Below are 25,768 nucleotides of genomic sequence, written 5' to 3' on the forward strand. Positions count from 1 at the left end.
GCATCCGCGGGTAAGCCGCTCCAAAGGGGCTCGGCGTCAACCTTCTGATTGTGGATTGAGCATGAAACTGCTGATCGTCGAAGACCAGGCCCGCACCGGCCAGTATCTGAGCCAGGGCCTGAACGAAGCCGGCTTTGCCACCGAGCTTGCCACCGACGGTGAAACTGGCCAATACCTGGCGCTGACCGGCGACCACGACCTGCTGATTCTGGACGTGATGCTGCCTGGGCGTAATGGCTGGCAGATTCTACAAGCCGTGCGCACAGCCGGGCTGGCTACCCCGGTACTGTTCCTGACCGCCCGCGACGCAGTCGAGGACCGGGTGCACGGCCTTGAACTAGGGGCCGATGATTACTTGGTCAAGCCATTCGCCTTCTCCGAGTTGCTGGCTCGGGTGCGCAGCCTGCTGCGCCGTGGCAACAGCCCAAGCCTGGACACCACCCTAGCCCTGGCCGACCTGCGACTGGACCTCATCCGCCGCCGCGCCGACCGAGCCGGCATGCGCATCGACCTGACCGCCAAGGAGTTCGCCCTACTTGAACTGCTGCTGCGCCGCCAAGGCGAGGTGCTCCCCAAATCACTGATTGCTTCGCAGGTATGGGACATGAACTTCGACAGCGATACCAACGTCATCGAAGTGGCAATGCGTCGCCTGCGCTTGAAGATCGACGACCCGCATCAGAACAAGTTGATCCACACCGTAAGGGGCATGGGCTACGTGCTCGAAGAGCGTGCTGAATAATGCGTAGGCTTGCCCTGAGCACGCGCACGGCACTGTTATTTGCCGCCTGCACCGCTTGCGTTTCACTGGGGGCGGGCCTGCTGTTCAGCCATGCCAGTGCGCAGCATTTCGTTGAGCTGGATAAACAACTGCTCGAGTCGCGTTTGTCTTTATTCCGTAGCCAGCTCACCGGGGTCAGCAGCGCTGCACAACTGCAAAACCGTTTGCCCGCCCTGCGCAACGAACTCAGCCATCAGGCTGATCTGGCACTACGCATCGACGGCGCCGATGGTAGCAACTGGTTCAGCAGCCGCAGCGGCTTACCAGCCACGACGGCCGTGCCCGCACTTTCGACCCTGCATGCTGACGGCGTGTATTACCGACGCCTGGCCGTGCCGGCCGACCAGCAAGTGCCAGCGCAGCTGACCCTGTTTCTTGATATCACCCACCACCAGCACTTCCTGCAAGGTATGCAACGCCTGATCTGGCTCACCGTTGGGCTGTCCGCGCTGCTCACGGCGCTGCTCGGCGCCTGGGCTGCGCGCAGCGGCCTGCGCCCCTTGCGCCAGATGGGCCAGGTGGCTGCCGGTGTATCAGCGCGCTCGCTCACCACGCGCCTGCCGGTGGCGCAGATGCCTGAGGAACTGGCAGAACTGGCCACGACGGTGAACGCCATGCTGCAACGCCTGGACGACGCGTTCCAGCGCCTGTCGGCGTTCTCTGCCGACATCGCCCATGAGCTGCGCACGCCGCTGTCCAATCTGCTGACCCACACCCAGGTCACACTCACCCGTCCGCGCACCCTTGAGCAATACCGCGAGGCGCTGCATGGCAACCTGGAGGAACTGCAGTGGATGGCGCAGATGATCAACGACATGTTGTTTCTTGCCAAAGCCGATCACGGCCTGCTGATGCCTGGGCGGATGGCGCTGGCCTTGCATCAGGAGGTGGATGCTTTGCTGGAGTACTACGCACCGCTGGCTGAAGACCACGCCGTGCAACTACTTAGGGAGGGCGAAGCGATGTTGCAGGGCGACCGCTACATGCTGCGGCGCGCCCTGTCCAACTTGCTGGACAATGCGTTGCGCTTCACCCCACCGGGTGGCCAGATACGGGTGACCTTGGCAGCGGGGGTGCAAATATGCGTGGCCAATACCGGTGGCGCCATTGCCCCTGCCGAACTACCGCGCCTTTTTGATCGATTCTACAGGGCAGACCCGGCGCGACGCGAAGGCAACAGCGAACATGCAGGGCTAGGCTTGGCAATTACTCGGTCCATCGTGCAGGCACACGGAGGCAGCATTCGTGCGCACTGCGAGGATGGCTGGACGCGCTTTGATATCGAACTGCCCGAAGCCTTTTGAATCAGGGGCTGCAGCACAGCCCCTGGGCGAGCATCAAACCGCCAGGCCAATCGCCGGCTGAACCTGCGACGCCCGATACGCCGGGTAGATTGTCGCCAGGAAGCTCATCACCAGCCCCGCAGCGCAGATCATCAGAACATCGCCACCTTGCAGTTCGGACGGCAGGCTACTGATGAAATACACATCCGAGGTGAAAATGTGCTGCCCACTCACCCGTTCCAGCCAGCCAACGATCTGGCTGACATTAAGCGCGGCGATCACACCTAGCACGCCACCGATCAAGGTGCCGACGATCCCGATCAGGCTGCCCTGGACCATGAACGTGCCCATGATCTGCGCCGGTGTGGCGCCAAGGGTACGCAGGATAGCGATATCCGGCCCCTTGTCGTTCACCACCATTACCAAAGTGGCGATGATGTTGAACGCGGCCACCGCGATGATCATCAGCAGCAACAGACCAATCATGGTTTTTTCCATCTTCATGGCGCTGAACAGGCTGCCTTGAGTATGCGACCAGTCGTCGGCGCGGTAGCCATCGCCCAAACCGGCAGCGATGGCCTTGGACACTTGGGGCGCGGCGTACAGGTCATGCAGTTTCAGGCGCACACCCTGAACCTGGCCAGGCGCCCAGCGCTGCATTTGGCCAGCATCGGCCACGTGCATGTAGGCCTGTGAGCCGTCCAGCTCGGCACCGACCTTGAAGATCCCTACCACCGTCAGGCGCTGCATACGCGGCGTGATACCACCCGGTTCATTGCTGATTTCCGGAACGATCAAGGTGAGCTTGTCACCCGTGTTCAGGCGAAAGCGCCGGGCGGTCAGTTCGCCGATCACCACGCCGTATTCACCCGGCTGCAGATCCTGCAGGCGGCCCTGAACGATGTGCTGGCCGACGATGGAGACCTTGCCCTCCTCGGCCGGGTCGATGCCGCTGACCTGGATCGGCTGCATCGCACCTTTGTACGAGAGCATGCCCTCCATCTCGGTGATTGGCGCTGCGGCCATCACTGCAGGGTTACGCAACGCAGCGTCGGCCACCGTGCGCCAGTCATCCAGCGGCTTGACGCCAAGGATCGCCGCGTGGGGCACAAGGCCGAGAATGCGCGAGCTCATTTCACGCTGGAAGCCGTTCATCACCGACAGCACCACGATCATGGCCAGCACGCCCAGCGACAGGCCGATCATCGAGGTCATGGAAATGAACGAGATGAAATGATTGCGGCGCTTGGCCCGTGTGTAGCGCGCGCCGATGAAGATGGGCAAGGGTCTGAACATGTAGGAAACACCCAATCAAAACGGGGAAACGGGGCAGCCAAGCCACCCCGAGCACTGCATCAGATCGCCACCAGGTGGCCGTCGGCCAGTTTCAATACGCGATCCATCTGGCGCGCCAGATTGAGGTCGTGGGTAACCACCAGGAACGCGGTACGCGACGCACTGGACAACTCCTGCATCAACTCCTGAATACCCTGGGCCGTGTGATGGTCGAGGTTGCCGGTCGGCTCGTCGAGCATCACCAGGCCCGGACGATTGACGAGCGCCCGAGCAATCGCAACGCGCTGGCGCTCGCCACCGGACAGCTCGGCCGGCTTGTGATGAAGGCGATGGCCCAAACCGACTCGTTTGAGCAGCGCCTCGGCACGTTCGCGTGCCTCTGGGATAGCGGTACGGCCAATCAGCAGCGGCATGCACACGTTCTCCATGGCGGTGAACTCCGGCAGCAGGTGATGGAACTGGTAAACGAAGCCCAGTTCGCGGTTACGCAGCAGACCGCGGGCACGTTCGCCGAGCGCCGACAACTCCTCACCCGCCAACCAGACACTGCCATGGGTCGGCCGGTCAAGGCCGCCGAGCAGGTTGAGCAAGGTACTCTTGCCGGAGCCAGAACTACCGACGATGGCCACGCGCTCACCGGCATGCAGCTCAAGATTGAGCCCAGCCAGCACCTGCACCGACTCCGGCCCCTCGTCGTAAGACTTGCCCAGGTTGCGGCAACTCAGAACGGCTTTATCACTCATGCGCGACTCACTCATAACGTAGCGCCTCTGCAGGCTGGGTGCGGGCCGCACGCCAGGCCGGGTACAGGGTGGCGAAGAAACTCAGGACCAGCGCCGCACCACAGACCATGTACACGTCCTGGGCCTGGATCTGCGACGGCAGGTAATCGATGAAATACACATCGGCGTTGAGGAACTTGTGCCCGATCAGCTTCTCGATGCCAGCGATCGCCGCACTCACGTTCAACGCCGCGACAATCCCGACCACCGCGCCGATCAGCGTACCGATCACCCCGATCACCGTGCCCTGGACCATGAAGATCAGCATGATCTGCCCAGGCGTGGCGCCCAGCGTACGGAGGATGGCGATATCACCGCGCTTATCGTTGACCACCATCACCAGGGTGGAAATGATGTTGAACGCAGCCACCGCGACGATCAGCAGCAACAGCAGGCCGATCATGGCCTTTTCCATGCGGATGGCCTGATACAGATTGCCGTGGGTACGCGTCCAGTCGCGGCTGTAGTATTGCTCTTCGCCCAACTGCTGGGCGATGCTCCAGGCCACACGCGGCGCCTGGAACAGGTCGTCGAACTTCAGGCGCAGGCCCTGCACCTGGTCAGGCTTCCAGCGGTGCAGCCGTGACAGGTCGGTGATGTTGGTCAGGCCCAGATAACCGTCGATTTCGCCGGCACCCACATGAAAGGTACCCACCACGGTAAACCGCTTCATGCGGGGGAACATGCCGGCTGGGGTCACGCTGACCTCGGGGGCGACGAAGGTGAGCTTGTCACCGATGGCCACGCCCAGTTTGGCCGCGGCCTTGTCACCGATCATGATGCCCCATTCCCCCGGTGCCAGCTTGTCGAGGCCACCTTGCAGAACGAAGTTGTCGATGATCGACACCTGGCGCTCGCGCGCCGGGTCGATGCCGTTGAGTAATACCTTCTGGACCTTGCCGGCATGGGTCAGCAGGCCCTGCATCTGCGTATACGGCGCAACCGCCAGCACCTGCGGATTCTGCTTTACTTGTTGAGCAAGAGCGGGCCAGTCGTTGATCGGCTGGCCACTCTCTAGCGTCGCATGGGGAATCATGCCCAGCACGCGGGTACGCATCTCGTGATCGAAGCCATTCATGACCGAGAGCACCACGATCATCACCACCACGCCCAGGGCGAGGCCGATCATCGAGGTCAGGGATATGAACGAGACGAAATGGTTACGGCGCTTGGCACGGGTATAACGCGTACCGATGAATGCGAAAAGAGGTCTGAACATGTCGGGGCTTGTTCGGATGAAAGGGAACGTCCTTGTGGCGAGGCGCCTACGGCGGCTTTACACTCGGACCACCGCCGCAACCATGGGTTCGCCATGACGACATTAGACGAAGAAGATCGCCGCGAATACTACCGCATCGAAGATCGGATCGCACTGGAAATCAGCCCCCTGAGCGCGGCCGAAGCCCTTGAGGCAGAACTGTTGCAGGATGATTCGCCACTGTTCAACCTGCTCAGCGAATTGCACCTGTCCGACTTCGAGTCCCAGCACCTGTTGCGCCAGCTGAGCGACAAGGACCGCACCCTGGCTGCTTTCCTGCGGGCTCAGAACAAGCGCTTGGACCTGCTGAGCGCAGTAGTAGCGCAAACCCTGCTCGGCGAAATCGGCCAGCCACAGAAAGTGATTATTTCCGAGGGCGGCATCGAGTTCGCGCAAGCTAGGCAGATCGCCCCCGGCACCCGCGTGAAGGTGAAGATGGTACTGATGCCGCGCGCCCACGGCTTGCTGCTGCGCGGCAAAGTCACCCACTGCGACCTGCGCCCTGACGGCAATTTTGAAGTCGGCACCGAATTCATCGACATGACCGATGCCCAACGGCAACTGCTGGCACGCTACATCCTGCAGCGCCAACAGCAGCAACGGCGCCAGCAACTGGAACAAGATGGCCCCGCCTCCTGAGCCCTATTTACCCCTGATTTGAAGGAACGAACGTGACCCTGATCTACGGCCATCGCGGCGCCAAGGGCGAAGCCCCTGAAAATACCCTCAAAAGCTTTCAGCAGTGCCTGTCCCACGGCGTGAACCGCTGCGAACTGGATTTGCACCTGTCGGCCGACAACGAGCTGATGGTCATCCACGACCCTACCCTGAAACGTACCACGGGGCGGCGCGGCAAAGTGGTCGAGCACCCGGCCGCCGAACTGATCAAGATAGATGCGCGCAAGGGCGGGCCCGGGCACGTTCAGCCCTGCCCTATCCCGACACTCGAAGAGCTGTTCCACAAGTGCCCATTCGAGCACTGGCAACTGGAGGTCAAGAGTGCCTCGCGTACTCGCGCCGCCACCACCGTGCTGGCGATTCGCGAGCTGGCGGTCAAGCATGGTCTGCTGGACAAAGTGACCATCACTTCGAGTTCGAGGGAAGTGCTGGGCGCGGCCCAGGAACTGGTACCGGATGTGAAGCGCGGGCTGGTAGCCGAATATGCCTGGCTAGACCCGCTGAAGGTTGCGCAGAACTACGGCTGTGAGCTGCTGGCGCTGAACTGGACGCTGTGCACCCCTGAGCGGCTGCTCAAGGCCCAGAACCAGGGCTTGCATGTATCGGTGTGGACGGTCAACGAACCGGCACTGATGCGCCGGCTCGCTGATTTTGGCGTGGACAGCCTGATTACAGACTTTCCCGGTTTGGCCAAGACCACCCTCGGGTAGGGCTGAAATCGGTCTCCCCGACCGGCTCAGGCCACCGGCCGGAGCCGCTCAAAAAAGCCGGTTCAGGCCGTCGTAGGCAGCTACCCGATAGGCTTCGGCCATGGTCGGGTAGTTGAACGTGGTGTTGACGAAGTACTTCAGGTTGTTCTGCTCGCCCGGCTGGCTCATGACCGCCTGGCCGATGTGAACGATTTCCGAAGCCTGGTAACCGAAGCAGTGCACGCCGAGGATCTCCAGGGTTTCGCGGTGGAACAGGATCTTCAGCATGCCCTGTGGCTCACCGGCAATCTGCGCGCGCGCCATGCTCTTGAAGAAGGCCTTGCCCACTTCGTACGGCACCTTGGCCTGGGTCAGCTCCTGCTCGTTCTTGCCGATCGAGCTGATCTCCGGGATGGTGTAGATCCCGGTTGGCACGTCATTGACGAAGCGCCAGCTGCCGTTGTCGACGATACTGCCGGCAGCCGAGCGGCCCTGGTCATGGGCGGCACTGGCCAGGCTCGGCCAGCCGATCACGTCACCGGCGCCGTAAACGTTCGGCACGCTGGTGCGGTAAGCCTCGTCAACCTCGATCTGGCCACGACTGTTGACCTTGATACCGATGTTTTCCAGGCCCAGCTTGTCGGTGTTGCCGGTGCGGCCGTTGCACCACAGCAAGGCGTCGGCCTTGATCTTCTTGCCCGACTTCAGGTGCAGGATCACACCGTTATCCAAGCCTTCGACCCGCTCGTAGTCCTCGTTGTGGCGCACCGTGATGTTGTTGTTGCTGAAGTGGTAACTCAGCGCCTGGGAGATTTCCGAGTCCAGGAAGCTCAGCAACTGCCCACGGTTGTCGACAAGCTCCACCAGCACGCCCAGGCCACTGAAGATCGAGGCATATTCGCACCCGATCACACCGGCGCCGTATACGATCAGCTTGCGCGGGGTGTGGCTGAGGCTGAGGATGGTGTCGCTGTCATAGACGCGCGGGTGGTGGAAGTCGATGTCGGCCGGGCGATAGGGCCGCGAGCCAGTAGCGATGATGATGTGCTTGGCGTTGAGCTTCTCGACCACGCCATTGGGGCAGACCACTTCCACGGTCTGCTCGTCAGCGAAGCTGCCGGTGCCTACGAACACATCGACGCGGTTACGGGCGTAATAGCCGGTGCGCGAGGCGACCTGCTTGGCGATGACCTTTTCGGCACTTTTAAGCACGTCAGGGAAGGAGAACCAGCGCGGCTCGCCGATGGCACGGAACATCGGGTTGGTGTTGAACTGCATGATCTGCCGCACCGAGTGACGCAGTGCTTTGGACGGGATGGTGCCCAGGTGGGTGCAGTTGCCGCCGACCTGACGGCGGCTATCGACCATTGCCACCTTGCGCCCCGCTTTGGCGGCGTTCATTGCCGCGCCTTCACCGGCCGGGCCGGAACCCAGCACCACTACGTCGTAGTTGTAGACAGCCATGCGTACTCCTTCAGAACTGGCCCGGGGCTATGGTTACCCGCGGGACTCGATCATGCCGCCGGGGCGTCATGAGAAAATTCGGGTGCAGTCTAATCAAGCGTGAACGCCGCGCACATTAACCCTTGGTCGCGTCGTAGGCCAATTTTGCCTGCACTACATGTCATTCACCGATCCGTGGCGCCGATCATCCCTGCCAACGCTTTCAATCGCCTTTCACCGCCCGCTCGAATGCAGGCGTCGCACGGGAGACGAAACCACCCTCGGCCCGAGTCACCAAAACCGCAGCCAGATCCTGGGCCAAGGCAAAACGCCAACCACGCTCGGGCCCCAGGACCAACAGCAAGGTCGAATAACCATCGGCCACGAGCGCCGAGGCAGCGAGCACCGTGACCGACGCAAGGTCATGCTCGACCGGGCGCCCCAGCCTGGCGTCGAAGGTATGCGAATAGCGCCGGCCATTCTGCTGGAAATAGTGGCGATAGTCACCCGAGGTCGAAACTCCCAGGCCATCGACCGAGATGATCTGGCGGTCTTCGCCGGGCGGTTCCAGTACGACGCGCCAGCGCTTACCGTCGGGCTTGCGACCTACCGCTTTCAGCTCGCCGGTGACCTGGGCGACGAAACTGTTTATCCCCATTGCCCCCAGGCGTTCGGCGATCAGATCAACCGCTAGGCCTGCGGCAATAGCGTTGAAGTCCAGCTGCACAGGGGCGTCCTTGCACAATGCCGGGCCTTCTTCGCGCAGGTGGCGGTAGCCAATGCGCTGCTGGACCTGGGCGCTGGCTTGTGGGTCAGGCACCTGCTCATGGTGAGCGCGAGGGCCGAACCCCCATAGCTCGAGCAGTGGCGCGACAGTGAGGTCGAACGCTCCGTCACTGATTTTGGCCAAGTGCTGGCCGAAGCCGACCAGTTCGAGCATGTCGGCCGGCAAGGCCATGCATTGGCGGCCAGGCAACTGGTTGAAACGGCTGACCGTGGAGTCGCTGCGATAGGTCGAATAGTGCTGATCGACCTGCTCAAGAAGGGTTTCGACGGCACTCTGAACCTGGATCGGCGCCGGGCCACCAGGCTCACGCACGTACTGGATGCTATAGCTACTGCCCATGGTCGGGCCGCTCAGGCGCTCCACGGTCGGCCCCTGATTGCAGGCGGTCAGAAGCATCAAGATCAACAGTGAAAAGGTGCGCAACATTCGGGCTCTCTAATGCCTGTACTGGCCTAACCGTGGGCAATCCTGCTTGCACACACATCACTGACAGCCCTGGCTTGATGGAGATCCTGGGGAACCGGCCGGAACAGGGAATAAAATGCCGAGCAAAAAAAACGGGAACCCGAAGGTTCCCGTTTTTTCACGCCCTTACAAGCGGATCAGCGTGGAAACGCTGGCGGGTTCACACCCGACATGTCTTCCATCACACGCACGACCTGGCAGCTGTAACCGAACTCGTTGTCGTACCACACGTACAGAACAACGCGATTGTCATTGGCAATGGTCGCCTCGGCATCGACGACGCCCGCGTGGCGGGAACCGACGAAGTCGGTCGAAACCACTTCCTGGGAGCTGACGTAGTCGATCTGCTTGTGCAGCTCAGAGTGCATGGCGGTCTGGCGCAGGTACTCGTTGATCTCGTCGCGGGTGGTCGGCTTCTCAAGGTTCAGGTTGAGAATGGCCATCGAAACGTTCGGCGTCGGCACACGAATGGCGTTGCCGGTCAGCTTGCCCTTGAGCACAGGCAGCGCCTTGGCGGCGGCAGTGGCGGCGCCGGTTTCGGTGATGACCATGTTCAGCGGCGCGGCGCGGCCACGACGGCTACCTTTGTGGAAGTTGTCGATCAGGTTCTGGTCGTTGGTGAACGAGTGAACGGTTTCGACATGGCCGTTGACGATGCCGTACTGATCGTTGATGGCCTTGAGCACCGGAACGATGGCGTTCGTGGTGCAGGACGCAGCCGAGATGATCTTGTCATCGGCCGTGATATCGCCATGGTTGATGCCGTGCACGATGTTCTTCAGCGCGCCCTTGCCAGGTGCGGTGAGGATCACGCGGGCAGCACCCGGGCAGGCCAGGTGTTGGCCGAGGCCGTCTGCATCACGCCACACGCCGGTGTTGTCGACGATCAGCGCGTTTTCGATGCCGTACTGGGTGTAGTCGACTTCGCTCGGGCTCTTTGCGTAGATGATCTGGATCAGGTTGCCGTTGGCGGTGATGGTGTTGTTGGCTTCGTCGATGGTGATGGTGCCATCGAACGGGCCATGTACCGAGTCACGGCGCAGCAGGCTGGCCCGCTTGACCAGGTCGTTCTCGGCGCCTTTGCGCACCACGATTGCGCGCAGACGCAGACCGTCGCCACCACCGGTCTTCTCGATCAGGATGCGCGCCAGCAGGCGGCCGATGCGGCCAAAACCGTACAGCACGACGTCGGTACCTTTGCGGGCCGAAGCGTTCTGCTGGCCCACCACCTCGGCCAGTTCTTCACGGACGAACTGCTCGGCAGTGCGGCCGTTGCCTTCCTGCTTGAACTTGTTGGCCAGCTTGCCCAGGTCGACCGAAGCGGCGCCCAGTTTCAGCTCGCTCATGGCCTTGAGCAGGGGGAATGTCTCGTGTACGGACAGTTCGGTCTCGTCGGTTTGACGGTGACGCGCAAAGCGGTGGGCTTTGAGGATCGAGATAACCGAACGGTTGATCAGGCTGCGGCCATAGATCGAGCTCACCACGTTGTTGTTGCGGTAGAGCTGACCGATAAGCGGGATCATCGCTTCAGCGAGCGCTTCACGATCGATCCACTCACCAAGACACTGGTCGGGCTTCTGAGTCACGGGAACCTTCCACATGTAGGGACAGAAAAAAGGGGCTACATTATGACGCCCCAGCGCGTAACCGGCAATGAGCGCCTGTCGCCGATGGCAAAGCCTGCTGTTGATGGCCTACGGAGCCTGACAGCCGCCACCGCCACCGGTACAATCGACCTCTTTGCCGCAACGCTTGGAGTGCGATCTCCCGTGTCAGTTCTGCGCCTACCGCAAATGTCGGCCACGGCCGGCAAACAAACCTGGGGCAACCTGCCCGGGGCCGCCCTTAGCCTGGCCATCGCCGAAGCCGCCAGCAGCGCTGGCCGTTTCACCCTGCTACTGACCGCCGACAGCCAGGCGGCCGACAGGCTGGAGCAGGAGCTACGCTTCTTCGCCCCGGACCTGCCGGTTTTGCCGTTCCCCGACTGGGAAACCCTGCCTTACGACCTTTTCTCGCCGCACCAGGACATCATTTCCCAGCGCATCGCCAGCCTGTACCGGCTGCCGGAACTGAGCCACGGCATCCTGGTAGTGCCGATCACCACTGCCCTGCACCGCTTGGCGCCGACCCGCTTCCTGCTGGGCAGCAGCCTGGTGCTGGATGTTGGCCAGACCATCGACGTCGAGCAGATGCGCACGCGGCTGGAGGCCACAGGCTACCGCTGCGTGGATACGGTCTACGAGCACGGTGAGTTCGCCGTGCGCGGGGCGCTGATCGATCTGTTCCCGATGGGCAGCAAGCTGCCTTATCGCATCGACCTGTTCGATGACGAGATCGAAACCCTGCGCACCTTCGATCCGGAGACTCAACGTTCGATCGACAAGGTCGACTCGATCCGCCTGCTGCCGGCGCGCGAGTTCCCGATGCAGAAAGAAGAGGTCACCCGTTTCAAGGCGCGTTTTCGCGAGCGCTTCGATGTGGACTTTCGCCGCAGCGCGATTTTCCAGGACCTTGCCAGCGGCATCATCCCGGCCGGCATCGAGTACTACCTTCCGCTGTTCTTCGAAGAAACCTCGACCCTGTTCGACTATCTGCCCACCGACACTCAAGTGTTCTCGCTGCCGGGTGTGGAACAGGCCGCCGAGCACTTCTGGAACGATGTGCGCGGGCGCTATGAAGAGCGTCGAGGCGACCTGACTCGCCCATTGCTGCCACCGGCCGAGCTGTTCCTGCCCGTGGAAGACTGTTTCGCCCAACTCAAGCAGTGGCCGCGGGTGGTGGTCAGTGGCGACGACATCGAACCGGGTGCCGGGCGCGAACGCTTCCCGGCGCGGGCCTTGCCCAACCTGGCCATCGAGGCCAAGGCCAACCAGCCGCTGGCGGCGCTGGCAGCGTTTCTCGACCAGTTCAGCGGCCGCGTGCTGTTTACCGCTGAGTCGGCAGGCCGGCGCGAAGTGCTGCTGGAACTGCTTGAACGCCTCAAGGTGCGCCCGCAGTCGGTCGACAGCTGGACCGACTTCATCACCGGCAGCGAGCGCCTGGCGATCACCATTGCGCCACTGGACGATGGGCTGGTGCTGGACGACCCAGCCATTGCCCTGGTAGCCGAAAGCCCACTGTTCGGCCAACGCGTCATGCAGCGCCGGCGCCGTGAAAAACGCGGCGAGGCGGCCAACGACGCGGTCATCAAGAACCTCACAGAACTGCGTGAAGGCGCGCCGGTGGTGCACATCGACCACGGTGTGGGCCGCTACCTGGGCCTGGCTACGCTGGAAATCGACGGCCAGGCCGCCGAGTTCCTCACTCTGGAGTATGCCGAGGGCGCCAAGCTGTATGTGCCAGTGGCCAACTTGCATCTTATCGCCCGCTACACCGGCAGCGATGATGCCCTGGCGCCGCTGCACCGATTGGGTTCCGAGGCCTGGCAGAAAGCCAAGCGCAAGGCCGCCGAACAGGTGCGCGACGTGGCCGCCGAGTTGCTCGACATCTACGCCCGCCGCGCCGCGCGCAAGGGTTACGCCTTTGCCGACCCAGCCGCCGACTACGCCACCTTCAGCGCAGGTTTCCCGTTTGAGGAGACCCCCGACCAGCAAGCGGCCATCGAGGCGGTGCGGGCCGATATGCTGGCGCCCAAGCCGATGGATCGGCTGGTGTGCGGCGACGTCGGTTTCGGCAAGACCGAAGTGGCCATGCGCGCTGCTTTCATCGCAGTACACAGTGGTCGCCAAGTGGCGGTACTGGTGCCAACCACCCTGCTCGCCCAACAGCACTACAACAGCTTCCGTGACCGCTTCGCCGAATGGCCGGTTAAGGTCGAAGTGATGAGCCGCTTCAAGTCGGCCAAAGAAGTGGCTGCAGCCGCCGCGGACCTTGCCGAAGGCAAGATCGACATCCTGATCGGCACCCACAAGCTGCTGCAGGATGATGTGCGCTTCAAGGACCTGGGCCTTGCGATCATCGATGAGGAACACCGCTTTGGCGTGCGCCAGAAAGAACAGCTCAAGGCCCTGCGCAGCGAAGTGGACATTCTTACCCTGACCGCCACGCCCATTCCGCGCACGCTGAACATGGCAGTGGCGGGCATGCGCGACCTGTCGATCATCGCCACGCCACCAGCACGGCGCCTGTCGGTGCGCACCTTCGTCATGGAACAGAACAAGAGCACGGTCAAGGAAGCCCTGCTGCGTGAGTTGCTGCGCGGTGGCCAGGTGTATTACCTGCACAACGATGTGAAAACCATCGAAAAATGCGCCGCCGACCTGGCCGAATTGGTGCCAGAGGCGCGAATCGGCGTCGGCCACGGGCAGATGCGCGAGCGCGAACTGGAACAGGTGATGAGCGATTTCTACCACAAGCGCTTCAACGTGCTGATCGCCTCGACCATCATCGAAACCGGCATCGACGTGCCCAGCGCCAACACGATCGTCATCGAGCGCGCCGACAAGTTCGGCCTGGCCCAGTTGCACCAGTTGCGCGGCCGGGTCGGTCGCAGCCACCACCAGGCCTACGCCTACCTGCTCACCCCACAGCGGCAGAAGATCAGCGCCGACGCCGAAAAGCGCCTGGAGGCCATCGCCAACACCCAGGACCTGGGCGCAGGCTTCGTGCTGGCGACCAACGACCTGGAGATTCGTGGTGCTGGCGAGCTGCTCGGCGAAGGTCAGAGTGGGCAGATCCAGGCCGTCGGTTTCACCCTCTACATGGAAATGCTCGAGCGCGCGGTCAAGGCCATCCGCAAGGGCACCCAGCCCAACCTCGAACAACCCCTGGGCGGTGGGCCGGAGATCAATCTGCGCCTGCCGGCGCTGATTCCCGAAGACTACCTGCCTGATGTGCACGCGCGGCTGATCCTCTACAAGCGCATCGCTTCGGCGGCCGACGAAGAAGGCCTGAAGGATCTGCAGGTAGAAATGATCGACCGCTTCGGCCTGCTGCCTGAGCCGACCAAGAACCTGATGCGCCTGACTCAGCTGAAGCTGCAGGCAGAAGCGCTGGGCATCAAGAAGGTCGACGCAGGCCCCAACGGCGGCAAGATCGAGTTCGAGGCCGAGACCCCGGTCGACCCACTGACCCTGATCAAGCTGATCCAGAGCCAGCCCAAACGTTACAAATTCGAAGGCGCCACGCAGTTCCGCTTCCTGGTCCCGATGGAACGCCCAGACGAACGCTTCAACACCCTGGAGGCGCTGTTCGAGCGCCTGACTCCACAGCCTGCATAAGGAAGATCCATGCGTGCCATCCGTTGCCTGACCCTGCTGCTGGCGCTGTTCGCGCCAGGGGCCTTCGCCGAAGGGATGTATCAGGTAGAAATGATGCTGGTGCGGCAGAACAACGTGCCTGCCTTCACCAGCCCCTTCGCCCCGGAGGATTGGAGCGCAGGCGCCCCACGCCTGGCCAAGGACGCCGAACGCCCACCTGCGCTCAAGGACGAAGCCACTCGCCTGCAAGCCACTGCCGACTATACCGTGCTGCTGCACAAGGCTTGGCAGCAAGCAGTGGGCAGCGAACCAAGCCGCGTTGCCCTGGGCGACGGTGCAGAGCAGTTCGGGCACTTCCCCATCGAAGGCAACCTGACCATCACCCAAGGGCGCTTCATTGCCGTGGCTGCTAACCTCTGGGTCAACCAGCTCGACAGTAACGGCAATGTGCTGCAGAGCGAGCAATTCAAGCAGAGCAACAGCACCATCAAAGGCGGTCAGCTGACCTTCCTTGATGGCGGCCACCTGGCGCTGCTGCTGAAAATCACGCCGCCGGGTACGCCGAAAATGCCCGCGATGGATCCGGAGATGATGGAGCAGTGACCTCATGAGCCGCGCCGCTCTGCAATTGCTGCACGAGTATCCGAATTGGGTCCAGTCGTTCTCCGAAGCGGTACTGCAACGCGGCGCGCGCTACGCCCAAGAGGGCCGCGTCAAAATCGAACAATGTAGTGGCCCGCTCATCGAGGCCAGTTGCAGCGGCAGCGGGAATAGCCGTTACCGCCAGAAAATCACCCTCACCGCTATTGCTGGGCGTTGTCATGTACGTGGCCAATGCAGCTGCCCGGTGGGGCAAAACTGCAAGCATTGCGCGGCGGCCCTGTTGGTTCTAGGCGAGTCTGACGCCATAGCCCGGCATGACGATAACGCACTGCCTGCCAATTTGCAGCACTGGCTCAACAGCCTCGAGCCCCCAAACCAGGCGTCTGGCGATGCACCCGACAAGCGCGGGCGCATGGTCTGCTACCAGATTGTCTTGAGCGATGAGCCGGGTTGCGCCGTGCGGGTGCGTAAAGGCATACGCGAAGAACAAGGCCTGCGCTTTAGCCGTGTGCAGTCACTTTACGAATTGCTTTACAACCCTCCAAGTTTCGTGAAGGGAGAAGACCTGCGCATTCTGCGCTTGCTTTCGGCGCTCAACCAGAATGGCAACCAAGAGCGGGGTTACTCGCTCAAGGGCCAGGAAGGCGGCGAGCTGTTCCAGCGCATGCTGGATACCGAACGGCTGCTCTGCCTCGATAACATGCCACTGCTGCGCGAAGGCACCACGCTGACGGCGGAATTTCGCTGGGTGCGCTTGGAAAATGGCTACTATCGAGGGGTCTGGTATCACGGCCAAACCCCGCTCAACTGCGTGATTGCGCTTGTGCCGCTGTACTACCTGGACATCATCAACGGCGAAGTTGGCAGGCTCGAACACAATCTCGATCCGCACATCGCTCTGCAACTGACCATCGCTCCCGATATCCCGGAACACCTCGTCGTGCCACTCAGCCACAAGCTCAATGCCTTGAACCACCAACTGCCCACCCCGACCACACTGAGCGAACAATGGGTCGACGACCTGCAACCCCGGCCCCACCTGACGCTGGGCAGCCTGGAATTCAGCGCCTACATGCCCAAGACCGGCCGCATGCAACGGCAGATGCAACACCGCGCCGCACTGGCATTCGACTACGATGGGTTGCGCGCCACGGGCAACGATGACAAGCCACTGACTCGACTGGTCGCGGCCACCAGCCAGCGCATCCGCCGCCAGCCCCAGGCCGAGCAGGCCATACGCAAGGTGCTGCGTGACCTGGGCTTCAAACCTGCCACCCGCCAGAGCAAGGCCTTACCCGACAGCGCGGGTGAAATGTTGCAACTGCCCGACGACGAAGCCTGGCTGCGCTTCGCCCGCGATGGTTTGCCACGCCTACGCGAGGCGGGCTGGGAGATCGATATACACCGCGACTTCGCCTTCAACCTGCAGGAGGTGGACGACTGGTACGCCAGTATCGACGAAGCGCCTGGCCACGAATGGTTCGACCTGGAGCTGGGGATCGTGGTCGAAGGCCAGCGCCACAGCCTATTGCCGATCGTGCTGCAGTTGCTGCGAAACAATCCTGAGCTGTTGCGCCCTAGCGAGCTGGCGCGGCGCAGCGACGACGAACACCTGCTGATCGACCTCAATCGCGGGCGCCTGGACAGCCCAGCGTTACGCGTCGCGCTGCCCTACGGCCGCATCAAGGCTGTCATGGGCACCTTGGGTGAGCTTTATCTACATGAGGACGCGGTCGGCCCAACCCTACGCCTGGATCGCGCCGATGCCGCACGCCTGAACGACATCGATCACCTGCCCCTGCACTGGGAGGGCGGCGCCCACGTACGCGATCTCGGTCGGCGCCTTCGTGATGCCCGCGACCTGCAGGTCGAAGTGCCGAGCGGGCTCAAGGCCAGCCTGCGCCCTTACCAGCAGCAAGGTCTGAACTGGCTTCAGGCGCTACGTGAAATGGGCACCGGCGGCATCCTTGGCGATGACATGGGGCTGGGCAAGACCCTGCAGACTCTGGCCCACCTGCTGCTGGAAAAACAGTCAGGGCGCTTGAACGCCCCGGCACTGGCGGTGATGCCTACCAGCCTGGTGCCTAACTGGCTGGACGAAGCCAAGCGCTTTGCTCCAAACCTTCGCGTGCTAGCCCTGCACGGCCCCGGCCGCAGTAAGCATTTCGCCGAGCTGCAGGAGTACGACCTGATATTGACGACCTACGCCTTGGTTCCTCGGGACCTTGAGCAACTGCGCGCGCAAGCCTGGCATGTGCTGGTGCTGGACGAGGCGCAGAACATCAAGAGCAGTACCAGCAAGGCCGCCCAGGCCGTGTGTGAACTGCTGGCCAACCAACGCTTGTGCCTGACCGGCACACCAATGGAAAACAACCTGGGCGAACTGTGGTCGATCTTCAACTTCCTGATGCCTGGCTGGCTGGGCGACGTGAAGCGCTTCAACCAGGATTACCGTAACCCAATCGAACGCCACGCCGACACCGAACGCCTGGCGCACTTGGCCAACCGAGTGCGACCTTTCCTGCTGCGCCGTACCAAGGAGCAAGTGGCCACCGAGCTGCCAGCCAAGACCGAGATGGTGCACTGGGTCGATCTCAGTGATGCCCAGCGCGACACTTACGAAGCGGTGCGCGTTGCCATGGACAAAAAAGTCCGCGACGAAATCGCGCGCAATGGCGCATCGCGCAGCCAGATCGTGATCCTCGATGCTCTGCTCAAACTGCGCCAGGTATGCTGCGACCTGCGGCTGGTCAAAGGTGTCGAGACAAAGGGCAACCAAGCCGACAAAGGTAAACTTGGTGCGTTACTGGAGATGCTTGATGAGCTTCTGAGTGAGGGCCGTCGGGTGCTGCTGTTCTCACAGTTCACCTCCATGCTGGCGCTTATCGAGCAAGAACTCGATAAGCGCAAAATCCGCTATAGCTTGCTTACCGGCGAAACCCGCGACCGGCGTACTCCAGTGCAGCAATTCCAGCAAGGTGAAAGCGAGGTGTTCCTGATCAGCCTCAAGGCCGGTGGAGTGGGGCTGAACCTTACCAGGGCCGACACCGTGATCCACTTCGACCCGTGGTGGAACCCAGCCAGCGAGAACCAGGCGACTGACCGCGCCTACCGTATCGGTCAGGACAAGCCGGTGTTCGTCTTCAAGCTGATTACCCGAGGCACGGTGGAAGAAAAGATCCAGGCGCTGCAGCAAGAAAAGGCCTCACTCGCGGCGAGCCTGCTCGATGGTGGCCAGGCGGGGCATTGGCGTCTGGGCGATGAAGAAATCGAGGCACTGTTTGCCCCGCTGCCCGGCAAGCGGGGCCGCTAGGCCCGCTACAACGCCTGCCGACCTAGGCAGATGACCCCGCTAGGGCAGGCCCGCTTTGAGCATCGATCAATCAACCAGCTGCGCATCTCTCAAGACACCCAACGCCTCAAGCCAACGCGGCTGCTGGCGATAATCGGTGCGGGCAAAACCACGCCCGCGCATCTGCGCGATGCGCGGCGACGGCTTGACCTTCAAACGCTGCGCCGCGGTCAGTGCCAACTCGGCCGCCGCCCGATCATTGCACACCAGGCCCATGTCGCAACCGGCGCTCAGAGCCGCCTCGATACGGCTGGCAGCATCACCCACCACGTGCGCGCCAGCCATGGACAGATCGTCACTGAAAATGACCCCCTCAAAGCCCAGCTCGCCGCGCAGGATGCCCTGCAGCCAGCGCCGCGAGAACCCTGCCGGCTGGTTGTCTACCTGCGGATAGATGACATGCGCAGGCATCACAGCAGCCAACTGCCCGCTTAGCCGAGAGAATGGCACCAGATCGGCTTGGCGCAACTGATCCAGGCTGCGCTCGTCGACCGGGATCGCCACGTGCGAATCGGCCTCAGCCCAACCATGCCCAGGGAAATGCTTGCCACAGGCTGCCATGCCCGCAGCGTTCATGCCGCGGATGAATGCGCCAGCCAACTGCATAGCACGCAGCGGATCGCCCTCGAATGCACGGCTGCCAACCACCGCGCTGCGCTGGTGGTCCAGGTCCAGCACTGGGGCGAAGCTTAAATCCAGACCAACAGCCAACACCTCGGTCGCCATCAACCAACCGCACTGCTCGGCCAAATACTCGGCATTGGCATTATCAGCAATGGCGCGCATCGCAGGCAGGCGCACGAAGCCCTGGCGCAGACGCTGTACACGCCCGCCCTCCTGATCGACCGCAAGTATCAGGTCAGGGCGGATGGCGCGGATCGAAGCGCAAAGCTCGCGCACTTGGCGAGGGCTGTCGATGTTGCGGGCGAAGATGATCAGGCCGGCCACTTGCGGCTGGCGCAGGAGCATGCGGTCCTCGGCAGTCAGCCACTTACCGGCGATATCTACCATTAGAGAGCCTTGCAGGCTGGCAGTCATGGGCAATCCTTAATTACGAGAACAAAGACACTGGACGCGCCTTGCAAAGGATGCAAGGCCGAACCAGTCAGGCGCACGCATACAGCCCTTGGGCAAAGCCGCAAAAGCACTGTCAGACGATGGGGTACGTGCAGCGAAGGGGTCAGGCATGGGCGCTAGCTTAGCTCAAGCGCCCTGCCTCGCGCACCCTTAGGCCTTGACCGTCGAGCTACCGGTTTTGCTACGGGGGCGCAGTTGAGCGCTGGCCATGGCGCTATCGGTGACTCCGCTGTCGGCGCGCATGCCAGCAGCCAGGAACGGCACCATGAGGCGCATGACCTGCTCTATGGAGGTGTTGATACCAAAATCGGTCTCGGCAATGGCGCGCAGTGCCTTGATCCCGGACATGCTGAAAGCCGCGGCGCCCAGCATGAAGTGCACACGCCAGAACAACTCGAGCGGAGGAATGCGCGGCGCGGCTTCGTTGACCAACAGCATGTAGCGGCGGAACACCTTGCCGTACATATCTTCAAGATAGCGGCGCAAGTGGCCTTGGCTCTGACTGAAAGCCAGGCCCAGCAAACGCATGAAAATCGACAGATCGTTGTTGCTGCGAGGCTGCACGACCAGCGCCTGCTCCACGAGCATTTCAAGTAGTTCTTCAAGGCTGGGCTTTTGTTCAGGCTTTGCCTGACGGCGTTCCAGTTCACGCTCCAGGCTTGCGCAGAACGGCCCGAGAAAACGCGAGAAGACCGCCTGGATCAGCGCCTTCTTCGAGCCGAAGTGGTAGTTCACCGCTGCCAGATTGACCCCCGCCTTGCTGGTGATCAGCCGCAGTGAGGTTTCCGCAAAGCCTCTTTCCGCGAACAACTGCTCGGCAGCATCGAGAATGCGTTCCACGGTTTCAGATTGGGCCATCACAACTCCGCCAGACAGAGACAAACAGGTGTTTGAAACATACGTTTCAGACCTGCTCCTGTCAAGGCTCGGTGACTGGGCGGTCGCCATTTAAAAGCGCTTGACCAAGAGCTGCAAGCGCATTGCTGCACCATTTAGGGTTCATTGTGCTTGCAGCGCATCCAGTACTGTATATAATCCCAGTCACTGTATAAAAAGACAGAGCGCCCGCCATGTTGAAACTGACGCCACGCCAAGCCGAGATCCTGGCCTTCATCAAACGCTGCCTCGAAGAAAACGGCTTTCCCCCCACCCGCGCGGAAATCGCTCAGGAGCTGGGTTTCAAATCGCCCAATGCCGCCGAGGAGCATCTTAAAGCTCTCGCCCGTAAAGGCGCTATCGAGATGACCCCAGGGGCTTCCCGCGGCATCCGGATCCCGGGCGTCGAGGCTAAAGCCGAAGAGAACGGCTTGCCGATCATTGGCCGGGTGGCTGCCGGCGCACCGATCCTTGCCGAGCAGCATATCGAGCAATCCTGCAACATCAACCCGGCCTTCTTCCACCCTCGAGCCGACTATTTATTGCGTGTGCATGGCATGAGCATGAAGGACGTCGGCATTTTTGACGGCGACCTGCTGGCAGTACACACATGTCGCGAGGCCCGCAACGGCCAGATCGTCGTTGCTCGTATCGGCGATGAGGTGACCGTCAAGCGCTTCAAGCGTGAAGGCAGCAAGGTCTGGCTGATCGCTGAAAACCCCGAGTTCGCCCCCATCGAAGTCGACCTGAAAGAACAGGAACTGGTGATCGAGGGTTTGAGTGTCGGTGTCATTCGTCGCTGATCCAGGAGGCGTCATGCAGCAGTCCATTCAAGCACATCAGCAAGTCCAGCTTCCGCTGTTCGAAGCGTTCCTGGCCCAGCCAGTCCTGCCAGGGCTAAAGGCCAGTCAGCAGGTACGCAAGCACAGCCATCCTGAGCTTTTCAGTGAACTGACACTGCGTGGCGCCCCAGAACATTGCCATAACCTGCTGGCACCGGTGTTACGCGAACTGAGCGAAGAGGCCGAAGCCCGCTGGTTGACGCTGATCGCTCCTCCCGCCAGTCTCACCCAGGCCTGGCTACGGGATGCCGGGTTGAACCGCGAACGCATTCTGCTGCTGCAACCGAACGGCAATCAAAGCGCGCTTCAATTGGCCTGCCAAGCCCTGCGCCTGGGCCATAGCCACACGGTGGTCAGCTGGCTTGGCTGCGTCAATGCGACTGCTCGCCAACAACTGCTGCGTGCCGCCAGCACTGGAAACGCAAAAAGCCTGAACGTCCGCCTCGGCTGACATTCAGGCTTTTGTCTATAGCGCTATACGAGTAGAGGCGTCAGTGCAGTACACGCGGCCCTTCGTCGCGTTCCAGCTCGCCATCCACTAGCCGACCTGCCATCTGTACCCCAACGCTCAACATGGCTTTAGCGACTTCGACGTGTTGGCCCTGCAAAAACGCCTTGGCGTCTTCCGAAAAATCCAGGGTTACCAGGGAGCCTTCATCCTCGGCGCGACGCAGCTCGATACGGCCATCAGGCAACTCGACAATTTCCAGAAACGACGTAGACATATAGGGCAGTTCTCCACGAAAGGCTGCTAGTGTAACAGCCACTGCGGTGATCAGCACTCACTCAACGCGTCGCGAAAACGCCTCACCAAGCCTTTAAGATCGTTGCGCCAGCTTTCCAGCACCTCCCTGGAAAGCACCGCAGGCTCAGCCTTGTCGAGATTCACGGCCTGTATCAGCGGCTGGGTGACATCGGTTTTCGGTGCTTTGATGGCGACCGGTGGTCGGAACAAATCACTATAAGCACTCAACAATTGCGCCAACCAGGTTTCTCGCTGGCGAACCAGCTCCAGCATCTCGGCCACTTCCGGGATGGCGATAGAGTTCAATGCGTCGTCATCCAGCGCCTGCTCGACCGACGCCACCACCGGCAGGCGATAGAACCCACCGATTTCATGACACAGACCCAGCAGTGCGCCATAAAGATGGAACAAAGCTGACTCTCGTTCGGCCTGAACCATGCCTTGAGCGTTCATGGCCTGGCTTTGCTCAGCCTTGGCCATTGATTCAAGGGCCAGCCCTGCGAAGAACAGTTTCTGATTGGTACGGGTGTAGAGTTCCTGGGCCATTTCGAATGACCTCCCTAAGGCTAAAAGGCCGGTCAATGCATCATAAATGATCAGGGCCGCAAAGCGGCCCTGATTCACGCACTGAAATTTCAGCGCTTGTCTTCAACCTTCCAAGCTCCGCCGTCGTAGAACGCTTTCCAGCCTGTCGGCTTGCCATCGACTTCGGATTGCACGTATTGCTCTTTCGTCTTGCGGCTGTAGCGAATCACCGCAGGACGGCCATCTGGGTCCTTCTGTGGCGCGTCGCACAGGAAGTGGTACTTAGGATCGATCTCGTGCTTGTGCGGCACGATCTCCATCACCAGGGGCGCACGGGTTTCACGGTTTTTCGGAAACTGGCTAGCGGCCAGGAACAGCCCTGAAGCACCATCACGCAGCACGTAGGTATCGTCGACCTTCTCGCACTTGAGCTCTGGCATGTCCACCTTGTCCATCTTCGGCGGCGCAGCCTCACCGTTCTTCAGAAGTTTGCGGGTGTTCTTGCAGGCAGGGTTGGTGCACCCGAAGAACTTGCCAAAGCGGCCAGTTTTCAATTGCATTTCGCTGCCGCACTTGTCGCATTCCAGGCTCGGCCCCTCGTAGCCCTTGATGCGGTAGCTGCCCTCTTCGATCTCGTAGCCTGGGCAATCTGGGTTATTACCGCAGATGTGCAGCTTGTGCTTCTCATCCAGCAGGTAGGCATCCATGGCCGTGGAGCAGATCGGGCAACGGTGCTTGCCCAATAGCACGCGCGATTCCGACTCGCCCTCATCGTCCGCAGCAATTTCATCACCGGGCACCAGGTTGACGGTGGCTTTGCAGCGCTCCTTGGGCGGCAGGCTATAACCAGAACAGCCAAGGAAAACGCCGGTAGAGGCGGTGCGTATCATCATCGGCCGACCGCATTCCTTGCACGGAATGTTGGTCATGGTCGGCTGATTGGCACGCATACCATGCTCAGCAGACTCGGCATTGAGCAGCTTCTTACTGAAGTCACCGTAGAACTCATCCAGTACGTTCTTCCAGTCGCGCTCGCCCTGGGCCACATCGTCGAGGTTCTCTTCCATGTCGGCCGTGAAGCCGTAGTCCATCAGGTTGGAGAAGCTTTCCGACAGGCGCTCGGTCACGATGTCGCCCATCTTCTCGGAATAGAAGCGCCGATTGTGCAGAGTGACGTAACCACGGTCCTGAATAGTGGAGATGATCGCGGCATAGGTAGACGGGCGGCCAATCCCACGTTTTTCCATTTCCTTGACCAGGCTAGCTTCGGTGAAGCGCGCTGGCGGCTTGGTGAAGTGCTGGCTCGGATCGAGTTGCAACAGTTTGAGCACTTCGCCCTGGGCCATCTCTGGGAGCACATCGTCCTCGCCAGGCTTGCTTTGCTGTGGCAGCACACGGGTATAACCGTCGAACTTGAGGATACGGCCTTTGGCGCGCAGCTCGAAGTCGCCTGCAGCCACTGTGACGCTGGTGGACAGGTACTGCGCAGGCGGCATCTGGCAGGCAAGGAACTGGCGCCAGATCAACTCATACAGACGCTCGGCGTCCCGCTCCATGCCGCTGAGCTTGGACGGATGAGTATTCACGTCGGAAGGGCGAATCGCCTCGTGCGCTTCCTGGGCGCCTTCTTTGCTGCCATACACCAGGGGTGCGTCTGGCAGATACTGCTTGCCGAACTCGCGCTCGATGTAACTGCGCGCCATGTCCAAGGCATCGGAGGACAGGTTTGTCGAGTCGGTACGCATGTAAGTGATGTAGCCCGCTTCGTAAAGACGCTGGGCCATCATCATGGTCTTCTTCACCCCAAAGCCCAGGCGGTTGCTCGCGGCCTGCTGCAAGGTGGAGGTGATGAACGGAGCCGACGGCTTACTGCTGGTGGGGCGGTCTTCACGCTTGACCACGCTGTAGCTGGAAGCCTTGAGTTTTTCCAGCGCGGCCATCGCTTGCGCTTCGTTCAGCGGCTTGAAGGCCTCGCCATTCTCACGGGCCACTTCGAAACGCACCTTGGCGCTCTTGGCGGTACCCAGATCAGCATGCACTTCCCAGTACTCTTCGGGGACGAACGCGCGAATCTCGCGCTCACGCTCCACCACCAGTTTCACCGCCACCGATTGCACACGGCCGGCTGACAGGCCGCGGGCAATCTTCGCCCACAGCAGGGGCGAAACCATGTAGCCCACCACGCGGTCGAGGAAGCGCCGCGCCTGCTGGGCGTTGACACGATCGATGTCCAGCTCGCCAGGCTGCGAGAACGCATCCTGAATCGCCTTCTTGGTAATTTCGTTGAACACCACGCGCTTGTAACGGGTGTCGTCACCACCGATGGCTTCGCGCAGGTGCCAGGCAATGGCTTCCCCTTCGCGGTCCAAGTCGGTTGCGAGATAGATGGTGTCGGCATCCTTGGCCAAGCGGCGGAGCTCTTCGATCACCTTCTCCTTGCCGGGAAGGATCTCGTATTTGGCCTTCCAGCCGTGATCAGGGTCGACACCCATGCGCGCTACCAACTGGCGACGCGCCTTTTCTTTCGGCGACAGCGCCGGAGCCTCACCCGCAGCAGCCTTGCCACGCTTGGCGGCCGGCTCTTTGCTTGCGCTGGCCGAACCGCTGGTGGGGAGGTCTCGGATATGGCCGATACTCGACTTCACCACGTACTGGTTGCCCAAGTACTTGTTGATGGTCTTGGCCTTGGCCGGGGATTCCACAATGACCAGCGATTTGCCCATGGATCGGAGTATTCCTGAATCTGAAGATGAAAAACGCGTCAGGTGCCGGACGCGGCACCGCTATATATAGTGGCAACAGGGAGAGGTCAAGCGCGGTCGTTCACGCTTGCGACTTGCCAGACAGCTCTGGCAGCCCGACTTCGGCCTTGACCAAAGCAAAGCGCGGCACCTGCTCGCCGTCAACCTCGACGGACTCCTGAAACATCGCAAGCGGCCTTACCCAGAAGCTGTAATCACCATACAGGCATTGGTAGAAGACCATCCACTCTTCGTTTTCGGAGTGCCGTGCAACACTGAAGACACGGTACTCAGGCCCTTTGTAATGCCGGTATACGCCTGGCTGGATCTGCATGCCGCCCTTCCTC

Annotated in this window: 21 protein-coding genes; 9 read left to right on the forward strand and 12 right to left on the reverse strand. The window is 61.4% G+C overall.

The window, feature by feature from the left end:
• Nucleotides 1-61 precede the first annotated feature (61 nt).
• A complete protein-coding gene (locus J5M56_RS02795; RefSeq protein ID WP_207869593.1) occupies nucleotides 62-742 on the forward strand; it encodes a heavy metal response regulator transcription factor in 681 nt (226 codons plus the stop codon).
• Nucleotides 739-2,085: a heavy metal sensor histidine kinase gene (locus tag J5M56_RS02800; protein WP_207869647.1), complete on the forward strand. Its 1,347-nt coding sequence runs from the start codon at nucleotides 739-741 to the stop codon at nucleotides 2,083-2,085. The genes J5M56_RS02795 and J5M56_RS02800 overlap by 4 nt, the downstream gene beginning before the upstream one ends.
• A 33-nt stretch (nucleotides 2,086-2,118) precedes the next feature.
• Here J5M56_RS02800 and J5M56_RS02805 read toward each other — a convergent pair whose 3' ends face one another.
• Genes J5M56_RS02805 through J5M56_RS02815 form a run of 3 tightly spaced genes read right to left on the reverse strand, consistent with a single transcriptional unit; the run spans nucleotide 2,119 to nucleotide 5,361 of the window.
• Entirely contained in the window at nucleotides 2,119-3,360 is a 1,242-nt protein-coding gene (locus J5M56_RS02805; RefSeq protein WP_186476742.1) for a lipoprotein-releasing ABC transporter permease subunit, read from the reverse strand.
• A gap of 59 nt (nucleotides 3,361-3,419) precedes the next feature.
• Nucleotides 3,420-4,103, reverse strand: coding sequence for a lipoprotein-releasing ABC transporter ATP-binding protein LolD (gene lolD, locus J5M56_RS02810; RefSeq protein WP_207869595.1), 684 nt, complete (start codon nucleotides 4,101-4,103; stop codon nucleotides 3,420-3,422).
• A 7-nt stretch (nucleotides 4,104-4,110) separates the two neighbouring features.
• Entirely contained in the window at nucleotides 4,111-5,361 is a 1,251-nt protein-coding gene (locus J5M56_RS02815; RefSeq protein ID WP_186476740.1) for a lipoprotein-releasing ABC transporter permease subunit, read from the reverse strand.
• Nucleotides 5,362-5,454: 93 nt separating this feature from the next.
• On the opposite strand from J5M56_RS02815, the gene J5M56_RS02820 reads away from it, so the two are divergent.
• A complete protein-coding gene (locus tag J5M56_RS02820) occupies nucleotides 5,455-6,039 on the forward strand; it encodes a PilZ domain-containing protein (RefSeq protein WP_060476665.1) in 585 nt (194 codons plus the stop codon).
• A gap of 32 nt (nucleotides 6,040-6,071) precedes the next feature.
• Complete coding sequence (locus J5M56_RS02825) at nucleotides 6,072-6,788, forward strand: glycerophosphodiester phosphodiesterase family protein (RefSeq protein ID WP_060476664.1); 717 nt, start codon at nucleotides 6,072-6,074, stop codon at nucleotides 6,786-6,788.
• Nucleotides 6,789-6,836: 48 nt separating this feature from the next.
• Here J5M56_RS02825 and sthA read toward each other — a convergent pair whose 3' ends face one another.
• The 3 genes from sthA to J5M56_RS02840 form a co-directional block, all read right to left on the reverse strand.
• Nucleotides 6,837-8,231: a Si-specific NAD(P)(+) transhydrogenase gene (gene sthA, locus J5M56_RS02830; RefSeq protein WP_060476663.1), complete on the reverse strand. Its 1,395-nt coding sequence runs from the start codon at nucleotides 8,229-8,231 to the stop codon at nucleotides 6,837-6,839.
• 202 nt (nucleotides 8,232-8,433) lie between these two features.
• Nucleotides 8,434-9,420: an FAD:protein FMN transferase gene (locus J5M56_RS02835; protein ID WP_207869649.1), complete on the reverse strand. Its 987-nt coding sequence runs from the start codon at nucleotides 9,418-9,420 to the stop codon at nucleotides 8,434-8,436.
• 179 nt (nucleotides 9,421-9,599) lie between these two features.
• A complete protein-coding gene (locus tag J5M56_RS02840; protein ID WP_060476662.1) occupies nucleotides 9,600-11,063 on the reverse strand; it encodes a glyceraldehyde-3-phosphate dehydrogenase in 1,464 nt (487 codons plus the stop codon).
• Between the two features lie 168 nt (nucleotides 11,064-11,231).
• Here J5M56_RS02840 and mfd point away from each other — a divergent pair, with 168 nt between their 5' ends.
• Genes mfd through J5M56_RS02855 form a run of 3 tightly spaced genes read left to right on the forward strand, consistent with a single transcriptional unit; the run spans nucleotide 11,232 to nucleotide 18,576 of the window.
• The gene (gene mfd, locus J5M56_RS02845; protein WP_207869597.1) at nucleotides 11,232-14,681 is read left to right on the forward strand and encodes a transcription-repair coupling factor; all 3,450 of its coding nucleotides are present in this window, start codon (nucleotides 11,232-11,234) and stop codon (nucleotides 14,679-14,681) included.
• A 9-nt stretch (nucleotides 14,682-14,690) separates the two neighbouring features.
• Entirely contained in the window at nucleotides 14,691-15,263 is a 573-nt protein-coding gene (locus J5M56_RS02850; RefSeq protein ID WP_060476661.1) for a CsiV family protein, read from the forward strand.
• Nucleotides 15,264-15,267: 4 nt separating this feature from the next.
• Nucleotides 15,268-18,576, forward strand: a complete 3,309-nt coding sequence (locus J5M56_RS02855; protein ID WP_207869599.1) for a DEAD/DEAH box helicase — start codon at nucleotides 15,268-15,270, stop codon at nucleotides 18,574-18,576.
• A 66-nt stretch (nucleotides 18,577-18,642) separates the two neighbouring features.
• On the opposite strand, the gene nagZ is transcribed toward J5M56_RS02855, so the two are convergent.
• Both nagZ and J5M56_RS02865 read right to left on the reverse strand, forming a co-directional pair.
• Nucleotides 18,643-19,641 (reverse strand): beta-N-acetylhexosaminidase, encoded by a 999-nt coding sequence (gene nagZ / locus J5M56_RS02860; protein WP_207869651.1) that lies wholly within the window; start codon nucleotides 19,639-19,641, stop codon nucleotides 18,643-18,645.
• Between the two features lie 201 nt (nucleotides 19,642-19,842).
• Nucleotides 19,843-20,550, reverse strand: a complete 708-nt coding sequence (locus tag J5M56_RS02865; RefSeq protein WP_060476659.1) for a TetR/AcrR family transcriptional regulator — start codon at nucleotides 20,548-20,550, stop codon at nucleotides 19,843-19,845.
• Between the two features lie 212 nt (nucleotides 20,551-20,762).
• Between J5M56_RS02865 and lexA the strand changes: the two genes are divergently transcribed.
• Together lexA and sulA are read left to right on the forward strand one after the other, a co-directional pair.
• On the forward strand, nucleotides 20,763-21,371 hold the full coding sequence (gene lexA, locus J5M56_RS02870) for a transcriptional repressor LexA (RefSeq protein ID WP_060476658.1): 609 nt from the start codon (nucleotides 20,763-20,765) through the stop codon (nucleotides 21,369-21,371).
• A 13-nt stretch (nucleotides 21,372-21,384) separates the two neighbouring features.
• Nucleotides 21,385-21,861 carry an SOS-induced cell division inhibitor SulA gene (gene sulA / locus J5M56_RS02875; protein ID WP_207869601.1) on the forward strand — a complete coding sequence of 159 codons (477 nt, stop codon included), beginning with the start codon at nucleotides 21,385-21,387 and terminating at the stop codon, nucleotides 21,859-21,861.
• A gap of 40 nt (nucleotides 21,862-21,901) precedes the next feature.
• On the opposite strand, the gene J5M56_RS02880 is transcribed toward sulA, so the two are convergent.
• The 4 genes from J5M56_RS02880 to J5M56_RS02895 form a co-directional block, all read right to left on the reverse strand.
• Complete coding sequence (locus tag J5M56_RS02880; protein WP_027919557.1) at nucleotides 21,902-22,135, reverse strand: hypothetical protein; 234 nt, start codon at nucleotides 22,133-22,135, stop codon at nucleotides 21,902-21,904.
• Between the two features lie 50 nt (nucleotides 22,136-22,185).
• On the reverse strand, nucleotides 22,186-22,701 hold the full coding sequence (locus tag J5M56_RS02885; protein ID WP_207869603.1) for a DUF6586 family protein: 516 nt from the start codon (nucleotides 22,699-22,701) through the stop codon (nucleotides 22,186-22,188).
• 89 nt (nucleotides 22,702-22,790) lie between these two features.
• Nucleotides 22,791-25,403, reverse strand: a complete 2,613-nt coding sequence (topA, locus tag J5M56_RS02890; protein WP_060476655.1) for a type I DNA topoisomerase — start codon at nucleotides 25,401-25,403, stop codon at nucleotides 22,791-22,793.
• A 100-nt stretch (nucleotides 25,404-25,503) separates the two neighbouring features.
• Entirely contained in the window at nucleotides 25,504-25,755 is a 252-nt protein-coding gene (locus tag J5M56_RS02895; protein ID WP_186476735.1) for a DUF1653 domain-containing protein, read from the reverse strand.
• Nucleotides 25,756-25,768: the final 13 nt, after the last annotated feature.

This window comes from Pseudomonas sp. 51_B (genome assembly GCF_017491595.1).
Lineage (GTDB): Bacteria > Pseudomonadota > Gammaproteobacteria > Pseudomonadales > Pseudomonadaceae > Aquipseudomonas > Aquipseudomonas promysalinigenes.